At 65.7% G+C, this 15295-nt stretch carries 14 protein-coding genes and 1 pseudogene; 8 read left to right on the top strand and 7 right to left on the bottom strand.

From position 1 onward, the window contains the following. Positions 1-93: 93 nt before the first annotated feature. The 4 genes from V0R59_RS15135 to V0R59_RS15120 all read left to right on the top strand — a co-directional run bounded on the left by V0R59_RS15135 (position 94) and on the right by V0R59_RS15120 (position 4208). Positions 94-909, top strand: coding sequence for an alpha/beta fold hydrolase (locus V0R59_RS15135; RefSeq protein WP_330075567.1), 816 nt, complete (start codon positions 94-96; stop codon positions 907-909). Between the two features lie 118 nt (positions 910-1027). After that, complete coding sequence (locus V0R59_RS15130; protein WP_330075568.1) at positions 1028-1792, top strand: SDR family NAD(P)-dependent oxidoreductase; 765 nt, start codon at positions 1028-1030, stop codon at positions 1790-1792. 93 nt (positions 1793-1885) lie between these two features. Continuing rightward, on the top strand, positions 1886-3292 hold the full coding sequence (locus tag V0R59_RS15125) for a purine-cytosine permease family protein (RefSeq protein ID WP_330075569.1): 1407 nt from the start codon (positions 1886-1888) through the stop codon (positions 3290-3292). 76 nt (positions 3293-3368) lie between these two features. Continuing rightward, positions 3369-4208, top strand: coding sequence for a helix-turn-helix transcriptional regulator (locus tag V0R59_RS15120; RefSeq protein ID WP_330075570.1), 840 nt, complete (start codon positions 3369-3371; stop codon positions 4206-4208). Here the strand turns inward: V0R59_RS15120 and V0R59_RS15115 are convergent. The 7 genes and pseudogenes from V0R59_RS15115 to V0R59_RS15085 form a co-directional block, all read right to left on the bottom strand. Next, the gene (locus V0R59_RS15115) at positions 4187-5368 is read right to left on the bottom strand and encodes an MFS transporter (protein ID WP_330075571.1); all 1182 of its coding nucleotides are present in this window, start codon (positions 5366-5368) and stop codon (positions 4187-4189) included. The genes V0R59_RS15120 and V0R59_RS15115 overlap by 22 nt on opposite strands. A 111-nt stretch (positions 5369-5479) precedes the next feature. After that, positions 5480-6022: a 2-amino-4-hydroxy-6-hydroxymethyldihydropteridine diphosphokinase gene (gene folK, locus V0R59_RS15110; protein ID WP_330075572.1), complete on the bottom strand. Its 543-nt coding sequence runs from the start codon at positions 6020-6022 to the stop codon at positions 5480-5482. A 58-nt stretch (positions 6023-6080) separates the two neighbouring features. Further along, positions 6081-6212, bottom strand: a pseudogene (locus tag V0R59_RS15105) (permease DsdX); the annotation flags it as partial. A 97-nt stretch (positions 6213-6309) separates the two neighbouring features. Beyond that, a complete protein-coding gene (locus tag V0R59_RS15100) occupies positions 6310-7371 on the bottom strand; it encodes a beta/alpha barrel domain-containing protein (protein WP_330075573.1) in 1062 nt (353 codons plus the stop codon). 8 nt (positions 7372-7379) lie between these two features. Continuing rightward, entirely contained in the window at positions 7380-8312 is a 933-nt protein-coding gene (locus V0R59_RS15095) for a DUF6282 family protein (protein WP_330075574.1), read from the bottom strand. A gap of 30 nt (positions 8313-8342) precedes the next feature. Further along, complete coding sequence (locus V0R59_RS15090) at positions 8343-9098, bottom strand: HpcH/HpaI aldolase family protein (protein ID WP_330075575.1); 756 nt, start codon at positions 9096-9098, stop codon at positions 8343-8345. Beyond that, on the bottom strand, positions 9095-9487 hold the full coding sequence (locus V0R59_RS15085; protein WP_330075576.1) for a cupin domain-containing protein: 393 nt from the start codon (positions 9485-9487) through the stop codon (positions 9095-9097). The genes V0R59_RS15090 and V0R59_RS15085 overlap by 4 nt, the downstream gene beginning before the upstream one ends. A gap of 177 nt (positions 9488-9664) precedes the next feature. On the opposite strand from V0R59_RS15085, the gene V0R59_RS15080 reads away from it, so the two are divergent. From V0R59_RS15080 to V0R59_RS15065, 4 genes are all read left to right on the top strand, one after another. Beyond that, positions 9665-11095 carry an NAD-dependent succinate-semialdehyde dehydrogenase gene (locus V0R59_RS15080; RefSeq protein ID WP_330075577.1) on the top strand — a complete coding sequence of 477 codons (1431 nt, stop codon included), beginning with the start codon at positions 9665-9667 and terminating at the stop codon, positions 11093-11095. Positions 11096-11160: 65 nt separating this feature from the next. After that, on the top strand, positions 11161-12750 hold the full coding sequence (locus V0R59_RS15075) for a GMC family oxidoreductase (RefSeq protein WP_330075578.1): 1590 nt from the start codon (positions 11161-11163) through the stop codon (positions 12748-12750). 67 nt (positions 12751-12817) lie between these two features. Next, positions 12818-14158, top strand: a complete 1341-nt coding sequence (locus tag V0R59_RS15070; protein WP_330075579.1) for an MFS transporter — start codon at positions 12818-12820, stop codon at positions 14156-14158. Positions 14159-14234: 76 nt separating this feature from the next. Then, positions 14235-15035: an IclR family transcriptional regulator gene (locus V0R59_RS15065; RefSeq protein ID WP_330075580.1), complete on the top strand. Its 801-nt coding sequence runs from the start codon at positions 14235-14237 to the stop codon at positions 15033-15035. The last annotated feature ends 260 nt before the right edge of the window (positions 15036-15295 follow it).

Below are 15295 nucleotides of genomic sequence, written 5' to 3'. Positions count from 1 at the left end.
AGGTTTGCCGTATGGAATCCATTCTTGAAGCGGAATTTACAGATCGATGCATCGAGCCGAGAGTGACGGCCTGACCACCAGAGGAGCCTGCGCGTGACCGCATCGTCCACTTTCCGCCAAGTCCGGATTCCCCTCAGCATCGACGGTATCGATCTGGATGTCGCCAGTATCCACCGTGATGGCGACGGGGCGCCGATCCTGTTTCTCCATGGTTTCGGCTCGACCAAGGAAGACTACGCCGGCCTGACCCGGCAACCAGCCTTCGCCGGCCGTGCCTTCATCGCCTACGACGCCCCGGGCTGCGGCGAGAGCCAGTGCAGCGACCTGTCGCGGGTCTCGATCCCGTTGCTGCTGAAGACTGCCTTGCAGGTGCTGGAGCACTACGGCATCGAGCGTTTTCACCTGGTAGGCCACTCCATGGGCGGCCTGACCGCCTTGCTGCTGGCGCATCACTGTCCGCAGCGGGTTCTCAGCTTCGTCGATATCGAGGGCAATATCGCGCCGGAAGACTGCTTCCTCAGCCGGCAGATCGTCGAGTACCCGGCGGAAGGCGCACAGGCTTTCTTCAACGCCTTCATCGAGCGCACCCGGCACTCCAGCGACCCGGCCAGCGCGCTGTACGCCGCCAGCCTGCCGTACAAGGTGCGGGCCGGCGCGGTGCGGGGCATCTTCAGCTCCATGGTGGAACTCTCCGATCAGGGTGAACTGATGGACAAGTTCCTCGGCCTGCCGTGCCCGCGGATGTTCATGTACGGCGAACAGAACGGCCATCTGTCCTACCTGGCCAACATACAGGCGCAGGGCGTCGAGCTGGCCTGCATTCCCGGCTGCGGTCACTTCCCCATGTACTCCAACCCCATCGAGATGTGGCGGCGCATCGCCGACTTCCACCAGCGCCATCCGGCCTGAGTCCCTTTTCCTGTGCCCACGGCATGGCGCCGTATACCGTTCGGCATATGGACGCTCCCAGTGACCGCCTTTAGTTTCTTCTCCATCGATTCTGTGGTGGACAGTCAGGAGAAGAACAATGGGACGCCTTGCAGGAAAAGTCGCTCTGATTACCGGCGGTGCAGGAGGATGTGGTCTTGCCGCTTCCGAGCTGTTTGCGCGTGAAGGTGCCAGGGTCGCCATTCTCGACCTGCCGGGCAGCGAGGGTGCTGCCGTGGCCGATCGCATCGAGTCCGCGGGTGGCAGCGCCTGCTTCATCGCCACTGACGTATCGGACGCGGCGCAGGTACAGGCCGCAGTGACGCACGTCGAGCAGCACCTGGGGGCGATCACGGTGCTGCTCAATCATGCCGGCACCATTCATGTCGGGCCATTCCTGGACACCAGCGAGCATGACTGGGACCGCTTGATGGCGATCAACGTCAAGAGCATGTTCCTGGTCACCCGCGCGGTGCTGCCCGGCATGATCGCGGCGGGCGGCGGCAGCATCGTTTGCACCTCTTCGATTTCCGGCGTGGTGGGTACGCCGATGGAGGTCCTGTACTGCACCTCCAAGGGCGCCTGCCATATGTTCGCGCGTGCCATCTCCGTGGAATTCCGCGACCGCAACATCCGTAGCAACGCCCTCTGTCCCGGCTTCATTGGTACCGCCCATGGCCGCCGTGAACTGGAATTGTTGAGCGAGCATGGCGCGCATATCTCCGACGCCGCGCTCGAGGGCATGCAAGGCCGCCTGTGCGACCCGGCCGAGGTGGCCAGGGCGGCGCTCTTCCTCGCCAGTGACGACGCCAGTTTCGTCAATGGCACCCATCTGTTCGTCGACAACGGCTATACCGCCGCCTAGCCCTACGGAGCCCGCGCACCCTTACAAAGCGCGGCTCCTGATCACCTGTACTGCCAAAAAAACCTACAACATCCCGGCAAGAAGGAACGTTTTATGGAGATCGAAAGCAGAAGCGTGGAGTTCATTCCCGAGAATGAACGTTATGGGTCGCCCAAGCGGCTGTTCACCATCTGGTGCAGTGCCAACATGCAGGTCACCACCATGGTCATCGGCGCACTGGGCATCGTCGCGGGGCTCAACCTGGGCTGGACCGTGCTCGGGCTGATCCTGGGCAACCTGATCGGCTCGATCTTCATGGCGGCACACTCCGCGCAAGGCCCGCACCTGGGCATTCCGCAAATGATCCAGAGTCGAGCGCAGTTCGGCGTGGTCGGCGCCGGTTTGCCGCTGGCCATCGTGGTGCTCGCCTATATCCTGTTCACCGCCGCGAATGGCGTGGTGATGCGCGACTCCATCAAGGCGGTGGTGCCGGTCTCCGACAACGATGCAATCATCCTGTTCGGCGTGCTCACCCTGATCGTCGGCTATGTGGGCTATGAGTTGATCCACCGGATCGGCGTCTGGATGAGCGCCATCTCCAGCATCATCTTCGCACTGGCGGCCTACACCGTTCTGCAGCACGGATTGCCGGAGGGCGTGTGGCAGTTGTCGGCGAGCACCTTCAAGTTCGCCGTTTTCTGCCTGGTGGTGACCCAGGCCGCGTCCTGGACACTGGGTGCCGGTCCCTACGTGGCCGACTATTCACGTTATCTGCCGACCAGCACGGCGACCCGTTCGACGTTCTGGTACAGCTACCTGGGCATCCTGGTGGGCTCCTCGGTGGTGATGCTGCTCGGCGCCATCATGGCGACTGCCGCCCTGGACGTGCTCTCCGATCCCGGTAGTGCCATTGCCCGGCTGTTCCCCGGCTACGAGCAACTGGCGTACTTCGTCATCATCATCGGCGTGCTCGAATGGAACGTCATGAACCTGTACAGCTCGTACATGTCCACCACCACCATCTTCACCGGCTTCAAGGGCACTGCACGGATCGGCAAGCTGGCCAAGTTCGTCATCATGGCTGTCGTCGCCGTGATCGTGACCTGGATCGCGATCGCCGCCCAATACAACTTCGGCGCCTACTTCAGCGACATCCTGATCGGCCAGGTCTATGTGCTGGTGCCGTGGAGCGCGATCAACCTGGCGGACTACTACTGGATCCGCAAGGGCCGCTACAGCGTGGCGGCGATGTACGACGTCAACGGCATCTACGGCAAGGTCAACTGGAACACGCTGTTCATCTACGCGGCCGCCGTGGTGATACAGATCCCCTTCATGGAACTGTCCTTCTACAAGGGCCCGGTCGCGCAACTGGTCGGCACGGACATCTCCTGGCTGCCCGCGCTGATCGTTCCCGGCGTGCTGTACTACCTGGTGAATCGCAACAAGCAACTGCATCTGACGCCGTTCGAGCGCACCTCTTCAGTCACCGCCCCGATCAGTCCTCTCAAGCAGGCATGACGCGGACGGGGGAGCACTGGCAGCGGGTAGCGAGGGAGCGCTATCCTTCCAGGCTCCCTCGTACTGGAGGATTTCGATGGACAGCCAGGACGCCAGCGTCGCGGCAAGAGTGGTCGCTGCCATCGGTAGCACGAACATGGGGCGGAGCCTTTGTGCATTGCTCGATGGCCGGGTGGGTTTCGCCATGAGCTGCCTTTATCTGTTTCGCTTCGACCAGCCTGCCGAGCTGCTGCACAACGGCTACGGCGGGCTCGTTTCCGCACGGACCCTGGATGCCTACAGCCGTGGGGGGTACCTGCTCGATCCCTTCTATGTCGCCAGCATGAATCGCCATCCGGGCGGGCTCTGGCGGATGACCGACCTGGCGCCGGACAGTTTCTTTTCCTCCGGCTTCGCCATTTCCCCCGACATTCATCCCTGCGTCTCGTCCACCCATGGCACCGAGATCGACGAGATCGGCTACATCGTCCATCTCCAGGCACGTGCCGCGCTGGTGTTCAGCGTGATGAAGGCACAGGAGCAGGGGCCCTTTACCGATGACGAGATCGCTTATCTGCAGCTGCTGACGCCGCTGGTCCGCGCGGCGCTGGAACAGCATGGCCGCCAGTTGCCTTACCAGGTGGAGGCCACGGATGTGGACAGCAAGCTGGAGAGCGCTTTCGTCGGCGTGCTGGGCCAGCTCACCGAAGCCCAGCGCCATATCGCCAGGTTGCTCCTGCAAGGCCACAGCAATGCGTCCATCGCGCGTCAGCTAGGCATCTCCGAAGGCACGGTGAAGGTGCACAAGCACAACCTCTACCAGCGCCTGGAGATTTCCAGCCATGCGGAACTGTTCCGCCTCTTCATCAGCTATATCGCCCAGGCGGCGGATCGTGTTCCGGAGCCTGGTGACGCTCATCGTGACGCTGGCCACTGAATGCCGCGCCGACGCCAGGCCAGCCAGCGCCCGCCACTGACCAGCCAGACCACTCCGGCAATCACCCAGACCCCGTGCAGCATCCCCTGCACCCCGGCCTGCCCGATCAGTTTCCCGGCGATGAAAGGAAACCCGAACACGCCTATGAAATACGCCAGGCTGAACAGCAGCAGCGCTTGCGCCGTCAGCCGTTGCGGCGCCTCGTTGGCGGCCAGTCCATTGATCACCGAGTAATTGAGCCCATAGCCGACGCCAAGCAGCGCTGCCGTCAGCACATAGCCCACGCTGCCGTGCACCCACTGCCCGAAGCCGAGCACCGCCACCAGCATCAGCGTGGTCAGCACCCAGGAGCTGGCGTATGGATTGCGCTTCACCACACACCCCGCCACCAGCAGCCGGCAGCAGATAGCCGCGCCCATGAAGCCGATGAAGAACAGCGAGTAATCCAGGCCGAGGCTGGCGGCGTAGCTGGTCTGGAAGCTGCCCAGGCCGCCGAAGATCGCACCACCCAGGCCCACCAGCAGGATCGAGAACGCCGAGCGTGACCCGAGCACGCGCAGGGTGGCGGCGAGGGTGATATGTACCGGTTCGCTCGGGCGCTGTTGTTCCTGTCCAGCACCGAGGCGCCAGAAATAGGCGCCGCTGAACGCCGCTGCCAGCGCCGCGCAGGCGAACGCCAGCTGCACCGGCAGGCCCGCCAGTGCCGCCAGCTTGCCCAGCAGCGGACCGCTGCCGATGCCGGTGAGCATGCTTCCGGAGAGCAGGGCGAAGCAGTGGGTCCGACGGGCCGGTTCGACCATGGCGGCAACCATGATCGGGCCGAGGGTATAGAAGATGCCCCAGCCGATCCCCAGCAACACGCCGCAACCCAGCAACGCCGTGCCCAGGCCAGGCACCGTGGCAAAGCCCAGCGAGGCCGCCACCAGGCACAGCGCGGCCACGGCGATGCTGCGGGCGGCGCCGATGCGTTGCATCAGGTGTCCCGAGCCGAGCACCGCCAGCAGGGTGCTGACCATGGCCACGGCGAATACCTGGCCGGCGTCCCGTTCACTGCCGCCGAAGGAATGGACCAGCAACGACAGGAGGAAGGTGGCCCCGTAGGCAATGGACAGCAGGAAGCAGGCGATGCAGAACAGGGTGAAGCGGGATGCGGCGGACATGGGTACCTTCCGGGCCGGGTGAAGGTGCCTTTCTAGCATGGGGCCGGGCAGGGAATGTCATGGGAATGCCGGAGTTGAGTGGGGCAGAAATGCATCTGTCGGCGTGCCCGGTCAAACCAGGCTCACATGTTGTTCCAGTAGGGGCTTGCCCGGCATGACGCCTTCGCCGCCGAACTGGCGTCTGACCGGCGCCAGCACCGGCCCCGGCCGCAACTGCTGCCACAACTGCGCCATGCTCGACCCGAACTCCGGATGCCGCAACTGCGGTGCCAGCAACTGCAACGGATAGAGCACGAACGCCCGCGTCAGGATCTCCCCCCGCGGCACCCGCACCCCCTCCACCAGCCCGGAGAAATCATCGAACAGCAGCAGGTCGATATCCAGCGCGATCAGCGTCTGCTGCCCACGCCGGCGGCCATGCAGTTCCTCGATTTCCTTGATCCAGGCAATCAGTTCGCGGGCGGACAGCCGGGTGCTGGCCGACACCACCAGGTTGAAGAACGGCGGCTGCTCGCCGTCCAGCGACGCGCTCTCGTACACCGGCGAGCAGCGCATGTCGTGCAGGTGCTCGCCGAGCATGTTCAAGGCGATATCGATATGGGTTTCCCGCTGGATATTGCTGCCCACGCCAAGGAATACGCGATGCTCTGTCATGGTCGTCTGGCTCGCAAAAGGGCGCCTTCCGTGGCGCGGTGTAGTTCAGCAGCGTCTCCAACAGGGCGACGAGCGAGGCCATCACGGTACCTGTGGCGATCTTCTTCAGCGCTTCTGAAAGCGACACGTTCAAGTCCTCCTTGACCACCCATCGCGACGAATCGGTGGCATGGGGCCAGCCGATCGAGCCGGCGGCAACACTGCGGGATCAGCGGCGGGGCATGGTCCATGCTTGTCTCAGGGTGCCAGCATCCGCCAACTTTCAGTGATCTCCCGGCACAACCTTTTCACCCGGGAAACCCCGTCGACTTTGGGGCGAACCCCTGCCACCAACCGGGGCGACTTTCCTGCTGCTGATAGCTCTGCACCTGGTCCGCCGCACTGCCAAGCAAGGCTTCCACGCTGCTGTCACGGCTGGCGACATAGGCGTCCAGCTCCTCGATAGCCTTGCTCAACACCCCATACCCTCCGGTAAACACCGCCGAGGTCATCTCCGTGGCACAGGCCCCGGCCAACAGGAACCGCGCCACATCCAGCCCGCTGCGCGCACCATTGGTGGCGATCAGCGGATAGTCGTCGCCCATGGCCTTGCGCGTCAGCATCAGCCAGCGCGCGGTCAGCGGCAGGGCCCAGGCGCCGCCGATCGCCGCGCTGGTGCCCAGCAGTGGCTGGCCGGTCTCCAGGTCCGGCAAAAAGCCCATGAACCTGCCCATCATCACCACGCTGTCGGCGCCACCACGGCGTGCCGCGCGGGCCAGGCCGACCACGTCCTCGCTTTGCCCGGTGAGCTTGATCCACAAGGGCAGGGTGGTCGCTTCGCGGATACCCCGGACGATGGCCTCGATGCGCTCGGCACCCCGCTCCAGGACGATGGCGCCCTTGGCCGCTTCCTCGCCGTGGGGCGCGCCGATATTCAGTTCCAGCACCCGCAGCCCGGCCTGCTCGATGCGCCGGGCATACTCGGCGCATTGCTCCAGGTCACTGAGGATCAGGCTCGGCACCACATAGGCATCCAGCACCCGGGCCTCGCGGTCGAGGCCGGCGAGTTCCTCGATCCACTCGTCGAAGTCACGCTGCACCAGCCCCGAGCGACCGAACAGGTTGGCATCCGCCGGCGGTGCGAAGTCCCAGGGCAGGCGCTGCCATTGGCTGTCCAGCAGCACGTAGTCGGTCTTGTCCAGTTGCTCCTTGGCCGCCTGCGACTCGTTGGTGGACTTGGCGATCACCGCCGCCGCGCCGGTGTGCAGTGCGGCGCGGATGGCTTCGGCGGTCATGGTCTGCTCGCCGGCGCCGCAGATCACCGGGTTCTTCAGCACGAGCTGGCCGATGCGGGTACTCAGTCGGGTCATGGCGGCGCTCACAGGTTCATCAGCCGGGCAGCGTTGCCGGAGACCATCTTGCGGATGTCGGCGTCGCTGTAATCGAGGTCGATCAACTGGCCGATGACGTTGCGGAAACCGTCGGCGATGCTCGGGTTGCCCTGCTGGCCGAGGTCGGAGCCGAGGATGGTGAGGTCGATGGTGCCGGCCTCGATCACCTGGCGCAGGAACACGTCGTCATAGAACTTGAACTTGGAACCCGGTACCCACATGCACATCGAGTGCTCCATGAACACGCCTTCCTTGGCCAGCTGGCGCATGTCGTCGAGGGTGGCGTCGACGACATAGGTCGGGTGGTTGACCAGCAGGCGCTTGACCCCGCGCTTGCGCGCTTCCTCGAACAGCGGCCAGATCTCGCGGATGTTCAGGTGGCCGGCGGAGAGCACCACGTCCTGGGCGGCGATCAGGTCGAGGATGGCCTTGACCTCTTCCTTGAGCTTGCCGTCGTCGTCCAGCACGGTCAGCGGGATCGGTTGCAGCATGCGCTGGGTGGTCTGCGGGAATTTCTCGACGAACTTCACGTCCTGGTGGTGGTGGGCGATATGGTTGGCCGAGGAAAAGGTCGGCATCCACACCAGCTTGGCGCCCAGGTTGAGGCCGTGTTCCACGGCATGCACGTTGAGGCCGCCCACCGAGTTGTTCAGCGGCACGCCGGAGAGCATGTGCACGTTCAGCTCGCTGAAGTGCTTGTTGAGCAGCTCGGTGACCGGCGTGCAGCTGTAGTAGTGGTCCTTGAGCAGCACGGCCTTGAGCCCGGCCTCGGAGGCTTCGCGCATGGCTTCTACATGGTCGCAGTAGCGCGGCATCACCGAGGGGCCGCTGTGGCAGTGCAGGTCAATGGCGCCGCGCAACAGGCTGTCGATGCGGGCCTGGCGTTCTTCGTTGGCGGTGGGGGTGAGGATGGCGTTCATTCGGGTGTACCTCTCTTGTTATGGGGGCGGTCAGCGCAAGTGCTTGACCTGCTGGCTCCAGCCGGCGCGCAGCAGCGCCTGGTCGGAGCCGAGAATGAAGAAGCTCACGCCGCGGGCGGCGAAGCGGTCGAGATCGTCGAGGCTGGCGACGAAGAGCCCGGCGGCCTTGCCGGCCTCACGGGCCGCCTCGATGGCGCGCAGGGTGGCGTCTTCCACCCGCGGGTCGTCGAGGCGGCTGGCACCGAGGGACACGCTGAGGTCGGCGCGACCCACCAGCAGGCAGTCGATCTGTTCGACGGCGGCGATGGCGTCCAGGTGGTCGAGGGCTTCGGCGTCCTCGATCTGCGCGACGATCGCGTGGCGACCATCCTCGGCCGCCATGTGCTCGGCCAGGTTGGCTCGGCCGTAGCCGCCGGCCCGGGGCGAGTTGGAGAAACCGCGGCAGCCGTCGCGGTAACGGGTGGCACGCAGCAGTTCGCGGGCCTGGTCGGGGTGGACGACATGCGGCAGGACCAGGCCGTCGGCACCGAGGTCGAGGGCCTGCAGCAGGGTGGCCGGCCGCTGGTCGGCCACCCGCACCAGGCCGCCCAGGCCGCTGGCGCGGCAGGCGAGCAGGGCGGTGTCCAGGCTGGCCGGGGTGAAGGGTGCGTGCTCGGCATCCAGCACCACCGCATCCAGGCCGACATCCCCGGCGATCTCCACCACGGCATGGGCCGGCGTCTTGATGAAGCTGCTGAGCAGGGTTTCCCCGGCGCGCAGGCGCTGGGTGAAGGTGGACCGGCTCATGCCGAGACGCCCGCATCGGCGAATTCGCCGGCCTGGTATTCGATCAGGTGGCGGTAGTCGTCGCGGATCGGCGAGAACACGTCGAGGTTCATCACCACTTCATCACCCACCGGCTCGGCGTAGTGAACGACATGGGGCGGGATGCGGATCATGCTGCCGGGCCCGCCCTCGACCACCTCGTCGCCCAGGTGAAAGCGCACCCGGCCCTGCACGATGATCACCAGTTGCTCGAAGGTGTGGCTGTGGGGGAAGACATCCATGCCCGGGCTCAGCCAGTTCATCACGCACAGGGTGTCATCGCCGCGGAAGGCGACGCGTTCCACGCCCTTGCGCACGACTTCGCGGGGCAGATCGTTCCAGTTATGCAGCAGGGCTTGGGCGAGGCTCATCAAGGTGACTCCTTTTGTTTCTTTTGTAGGAATATTGTTTCGCTGTGGGATAAAGCTAATCCTCGCCGACGGCGCCGGTCAAGTGCCTTTTTCATGCCTTGACAGGCCGCGGATCGCCCTCATAGGATGTGTCACACATCAAAACAATATTTCGATGTAAGAAATAGGAGCTGGTCAATGCGCGTAATCGAATCCCTTCTAATCGACGGTCAGTGGTCCGCCGGCAGCCATGAGCGCCAGGCCGAGGTGTTCAACCCGGCCACCGGCGAGCTGATCGCCCGTCTCGGCCTGGCCTCCACGGCCGACCTGGACCGCGCGCTGGACGCCGCCCAGCGTGGCTTCCAGGCCTGGCGCAAGGTCAGCGCCTATGAGCGTTCGAAGATCCTGCGACGTGCCGCCGACCTGGTGCGCGAGCGGTCCGACGAAATCGCCGCACTGATCACCCTGGAGCAGGGCAAGCCGCTGGCCGAGGCGAAGATGGAGGCCTTCGGTGCCGGCGACCATATCGACTGGTACGCCGAGGAAGGCCGCCGCGCCTACGGCCGGGTGATCCCGCCCCGTGCCCGTGGCGTGCGCCAGGTCGTGCTGCGCGAGCCGATCGGCCCGGTGGCCGCGTTCAGCCCGTGGAACTTCCCGGTCAGCCAGCTGGTGCGCAAGATCGCCGGGGCCCTGGCCGCCGGTTGCTCGATCATCGCCAAGGGCCCGGAGGAAACCCCGTCGTCGTGCATCGAGCTGTGCCGCGCCTTCCAGGACGCCGGTGTGCCGGCGGGCGTGCTCAACCTGGTGTTTGGCGTGCCGGCGGAGGTGTCCGACTACCTGATCCGCTCCGAGGTGATCCGCAAGGTGTCGTTCACCGGCTCGGTGCCGGTGGGTCGCAGCCTGGGCGCGCTGGCCGGGCAGTACCTGAAGCGCTGCACCCTGGAGCTGGGCGGGCATGCGCCGTTCATCGTCTGCGATGACGTTGATGTAGAAGCGGTGGCGGCCCTGGGCGCCGGGTTGAAGTTCCGCAATGGCGGGCAGATCTGCGCCTCGCCGACCCGCTTCTATGTGCAGGACGGGGTCTACGACCAGTTCGTCGCGGCGTTCTGCCGTGCCGGCGCGGCGTTGAAGATGGGTGATGGCCAGGACCCGTCCAGCCAGCTCGGCCCGCTGGCCAACCCGCGGCGGGTGGCGGCGATCCAGGAGTACGTCGATGACGCCCTGGCCGTGGGCGCGCAACTGGCCCTGGGTGGCCAGCGCGGGGAGGGTGGTGGCTTCTACTATCCGGCCACGGTGCTGACCGATGTACCGGAAAACGCACGGGTGATGAGCGAAGAGCCGTTCGGCCCGATTGCCTCCATCGTCCGCTTCGGCAGCGTGGAAGAGGTGATCGAAAAGGCCAACAGCCTGCCGTTCGGCCTGGCCGCGTTTGCCTTCACCCGCTCGATCCAGCGCGCCACCTTGCTGGCCGACGAACTGGAGTCGGGGATGGTGTCGATCAACCACTTCGGCCTGGCGGCGCCGGAAACGCCGTTTGGCGGGGTGAAGGACAGCGGCTACGGCAGCGAAGGGGGCAGCGAGGGGCTGGATGCCTACTTCACTACCAAGTTCGTCAGCCAGGTCGGCTGACATTCCAGGGTCCTTCCGGGTTTAGCGAAACCCTGTGGGAGCGCGTCACACAGAGAACAAGAACAATGCAAACCTTCGACTACATCGTCATCGGCGCCGGTTCCGCCGGCTGCGCCCTCGGGGCGCGCCTGGCCCGGGCCGGGCGCCAGGTCCTGCTGCTGGAAGCAGGACCTGCCGACAATCATCCGTACATCCATATCCCCGGCACCTTCATTCGCGTCCACGGCACCCGGCGCACCTGGATGTACCGCACCGAGCCGGAACCCTTCGTCAACCAGCGCCAGGTGTTCATCCCGCAAGGCCGTACCCTCGGCGGCGGCAGCGCGGTCAACGCGATGATCTATATCCGCGGCCAGGCCGAGGATTATGAAGAATGGAAGGCCAGCGGCTGCCCCGGCTGGGGCTGGGACGACGTGCTGCCGGTGTTCCGCCGCTGCGAGGGCAATGCGCGCCTGGGCGGACAGCTGCACGGCCAGGACGGCCCGCTCAAGGTCAGCGACCCGCGCCACCGCCATCCGCTCAGCGAAGCCTTCGTCAGCGCCGCGGTCCAGGCCGGTGTCCCCGCCAGCGATGACTTCAACGGCGCCCGCCAGGAAGGCGCCGGCTTCTACCAGACCACCACCAGCGAAGGCCGGCGTGCCAGCTCGGCGGTGTCCTACCTCAAGCCGCTGCGCGGCGACCCACGGCTCACGGTACTGACCGAAACCCTGGCCACCAGCCTGCTGTTCGACAACGATCGCGTGGTGGGTGTCGAGGCCCGCGACAGCCATGGCCAGCCGGTGACCTACCGCGCCCGGGCCGAGGTGATCGTCAGCGCGGGGGCCATCGCCTCGCCGAAACTGCTGATGCTTTCCGGCATCGGTCCGCGCCAGCACCTGCAGGACATGGGCATCACCCCGCGGGTCGACCTGCCGGGGGTCGGCGAGAACTTCCAGGACCACTTGAGCGCCTCGGTCTATGCCCGCACGCGCAAGCCGGATAGTCTGCTCGGCCACGACCGCGGCCTGCGCGCCCTCGGCCACGGGCTCAAGTACCTGGCCTCGCGCAAGGGCCTGCTCAGTTCCAACGTGGTGGAGAGCGGCGCCTTCGTCGATGCCACGGGCTGCGGCCGTCCCGACGTGCAGTTCCACGTGGTGCCGGCGCTGGTGGGCGATATCGACCGCCTGCCGCCGGAAGGCCATGGTGTATCGATCAACCCCTGTGCCCTGCGCCCGCGCTCCCGCGGCCGGCTGCGCCTGAAAAGCGCCGACCCGCTGGATGAGGTGGCGCTCAATGCCAACTACCTGAGCGACCCCGAGGACATGAAGACCATGGTCGCCGGGGTCAAGATGGCCCGGCGCATCCTCCGTGCTCCGGCGCTGGCCGCGGTGGTGGAGGGCATGCTGATGCTGCCGGACGAGGATGACGTGCCGGACGCAGTGTTCGAGGACTACGTGCGCAAGGTCGCCAAGACCGTGTTCCATCCCGCCGGCACCTGCCGCATGGGCCAGGACCCGGGCGCGGTGGTGGCGCCGGACCTGCGCGTGCACGGGGTCAAGGGCCTGCGCGTGGCCGATGCCTCGATCATGCCGACCATCGTCAGCGGCAACACCAATGCGCCGAGCATCATGATCGGCGAGCGCTGCGCGGACTTCATCCTCGCTGCGCAAGCCTGACCGGAGGTCTTCCCGCAAGGATGCGGACTCACTACTTCGCCGATACAACAATTACAAGAGTGCCGCGATGAACCTCATAGCCCGCAACACCTTCGACAACGAGCAGGACAGCGTCCTGTACAACCGCATTGCCTGGCGTCTGCTGCCGTTTCTCTTCGTGCTCTACATCATCGCCTTCCTCGACCGGGTCAACGTCGGCTTCGCCAAGCTGCAGATGGCCGCCGATATCGGCCTCAGCGACCTGGCCTTCGGCTTCGGCGCCGGGGTGTTCTTCATCGGCTACTGCCTGTGCGAGATCCCCAGCAACATGATGCTGCAGAAGGTCGGCGCACGCTTCTGGATCACCCGGATCATGGTGATGTGGGGCCTGCTGTCGGTGTCCATGCTGTTCGTGCAGACGCCCAACCAGTTCTACGTGCTGCGCTTCCTCCTGGGCATGGCCGAGGCCGGCTTCTACCCCGGCGTCGTGCTGTACATGACCTACTGGTTCCCGTCCTACGCCCGTTCCCAGGGCATGGCCTGGTTCAACCTCGGCATCGCCATGGCCGGGGTGATCGGCAGCCCGCTGTCGGGCTGGATCATGCAGACCTTCGCCGGCGTGGGCGGCATGGCCGGCTGGCAGTGGCTGTTCCTGCTCGAAGGGATGCCGGCGGTTATCCTCGGCATCGTGGTGTTCTTCTACCTCGATGACCGTCCCGGCAAGGTGCACTGGCTGAGCGCCGAGCAGAACGCGCGGGTGGTGCGCCAGCTCGCCGAGCAGCGCAGCGCCCAGGAGCAGGCCGGTGCCGGCCACAACTTCCGCGCGGCCTTCGTCAACAAGGACCTGTGGCGCCTGATCTACGTGAACTTCGCGCTGCTCTGCGGCACCTACGGCGTGTCGTTCTGGCTGCCGCAGATCGTGCGTAACCTGGGCATCGAGAGCCTGACCCGGACCGGGCTGATCGCCGCGATCCCGTTCGCCGTGGCCTCGGTGGTGATGATCCTGGTCAGCCGCCATTCCGACCGCACCCGCGAGCGGCGCTGGCACGGCACCTTGTGCAACCTGGCCTCGGCGGCGGGCCTGGCCATGGCGGCGTTCTTCCATGACCAGCCGGTGCTGTCGCTGGCCGGCTTGAGCCTGGCCATGTCCGGCGGGTTGGCGGGCTTCTGCGTGCTCTGGGCCTTGCCCGGGGTACTGCTGACCGGTACTGCGGCGGCGGCGGGCATCGCCCTGATCGCCACCATCGGCAACCTCGGTGGTTATGCCAGCCCGTTCATGATGGGCTGGGTCAAGCAGAGCAGCGGGCACCTGGAATACGGCTTGTATGTGCTGGCCGTGATGACGGTGCTGGGCGCGCTGGCGATGTCCGCGGTGAAGCCGCCGAGCAGCACGCAGCCACGCCCGCTGGGACAGCCTTCGACGATTTAGTGTTGCGCACCAACACAAGCGTTTCGCCGAGCGATACAATCGATCACTTTCCCCCACCGTGGAACGAGGTGATCGATTGGACCAGCAAGAAGAAAAGCCCAGCAGCGGACCTGCGCTGCTGGAGTCGGTGGAAATGGTCTTCCGCCTGCTCGATGAACTCACCGCCGCCCGCCGTCCGCTGGGCGTGACCGAACTTGCGCAACTGCTGCAGACCGCCAAGCCACGTACCTACCGCCACCTCGCGTCCATGCGCCAGCTGGGCATCCTCGAACAGGACCCGGCCACCGAGAAGTACATGCTCGGCGCGCGGTTGGTGGCCTATGGCGAGGCGGCCGGCGAGCAGTTCGACCTGCGCGCCATCGCCGATCCCTACCTCACCCGCATCCGTGATGCCACCGGGCAGACCGCCTTGCTTGCCGTGGCCACCCATGACACCGCGCTGGTGGTGTCCTGTGTCGAGTCCAAGGCCAATGTGTGCATCTCGGTCAAGCCGGGCAACCGCGTGCTGCCGTATTGCTCGGCCCAGGGCCGCACGGTGCTGGCGTTCGCCGACGCGGCCAGCCAGCAGCGGGTGATGCGGCGCAAGATGCCGCAGTTGACCGAGCGTACCCTGCATGAGCCGGAGCAGTTGGCCCAGCGTCTGGAACTGATTCGCGAGCGGCTGTACGACGATGCGGACGGCGAGGTGACCATGGGCATCAATGCCTTGTGTTGCCCGATCTTCCGCGAGAATGACCAGATTGTCGGGACCATCGGCATCGTCGGGTCGAGTGCGGCGATTCCGTCGCCGCCACCGGCGGCGATGCTGCGGGAGTTGCAGTCGGCGGCGGCGGAGATCAGCGAGCGGTTGCATGCGGGGACGTATCAGCGGTTGTGATCGTGTGGGTTTTTGGTCCTTGCGTCGGGGGCATATCCATTTGATTTATTGACCCTTAGTCACCTTTCCGCCCTTACGGCGGCTTACTTTGGAAAGGCCCCAAAGTAAGCAAAGGGCCTCCCGACCTACATACGGCCCTGCGCTTCGCTCCGGGTTCCTTCCTTCCGCGTACGCTCCGTGGGGGCCGCGCCGACGGGCCCTCCTTGGCCCTACGGCGCTTGCGGGCCATCCATGGCCCTTACCCCCACTCCGCGCATGCT

The organism is Pseudomonas ulcerans (assembly GCF_036324125.1).
Lineage (GTDB): Bacteria > Pseudomonadota > Gammaproteobacteria > Pseudomonadales > Pseudomonadaceae > Aquipseudomonas > Aquipseudomonas ulcerans.
The sequence above is the reverse complement of the archived record's forward strand: the minus strand, read 5'-3'. Positions and strand labels throughout refer to the sequence as shown.

What these genes read in the sequence shown, in the direction of transcription:
- V0R59_RS15080 (WP_330075577.1), top strand. Translation starts at nt 9,665, where the DNA reads ATGCGCGTAATCGAATCCCTTCTAATCGACGGTCAGTGGTCCGCCGGC.
- folK (WP_330075572.1), bottom strand. Translation starts at nt 6,022, where the DNA reads ATGACAGAGCATCGCGTATTCCTTGGCGTGGGCAGCAATATCCAGCGG.
- V0R59_RS15085 (WP_330075576.1), bottom strand. Translation starts at nt 9,487, where the DNA reads ATGAGCCTCGCCCAAGCCCTGCTGCATAACTGGAACGATCTGCCCCGC.
- V0R59_RS15090 (WP_330075575.1), bottom strand. Translation starts at nt 9,098, where the DNA reads ATGAGCCGGTCCACCTTCACCCAGCGCCTGCGCGCCGGGGAAACCCTG.
- V0R59_RS15075 (WP_330075578.1), top strand. Translation starts at nt 11,161, where the DNA reads ATGCAAACCTTCGACTACATCGTCATCGGCGCCGGTTCCGCCGGCTGC.
- V0R59_RS15125 (WP_330075569.1), top strand. Translation starts at nt 1,886, where the DNA reads ATGGAGATCGAAAGCAGAAGCGTGGAGTTCATTCCCGAGAATGAACGT.
- V0R59_RS15120 (WP_330075570.1), top strand. Translation starts at nt 3,369, where the DNA reads ATGGACAGCCAGGACGCCAGCGTCGCGGCAAGAGTGGTCGCTGCCATC.
- V0R59_RS15130 (WP_330075568.1), top strand. Translation starts at nt 1,028, where the DNA reads ATGGGACGCCTTGCAGGAAAAGTCGCTCTGATTACCGGCGGTGCAGGA.
- V0R59_RS15070 (WP_330075579.1), top strand. Translation starts at nt 12,818, where the DNA reads ATGAACCTCATAGCCCGCAACACCTTCGACAACGAGCAGGACAGCGTC.
- V0R59_RS15100 (WP_330075573.1), bottom strand. Translation starts at nt 7,371, where the DNA reads ATGACCCGACTGAGTACCCGCATCGGCCAGCTCGTGCTGAAGAACCCG.
- V0R59_RS15095 (WP_330075574.1), bottom strand. Translation starts at nt 8,312, where the DNA reads ATGAACGCCATCCTCACCCCCACCGCCAACGAAGAACGCCAGGCCCGC.
- V0R59_RS15115 (WP_330075571.1), bottom strand. Translation starts at nt 5,368, where the DNA reads ATGTCCGCCGCATCCCGCTTCACCCTGTTCTGCATCGCCTGCTTCCTG.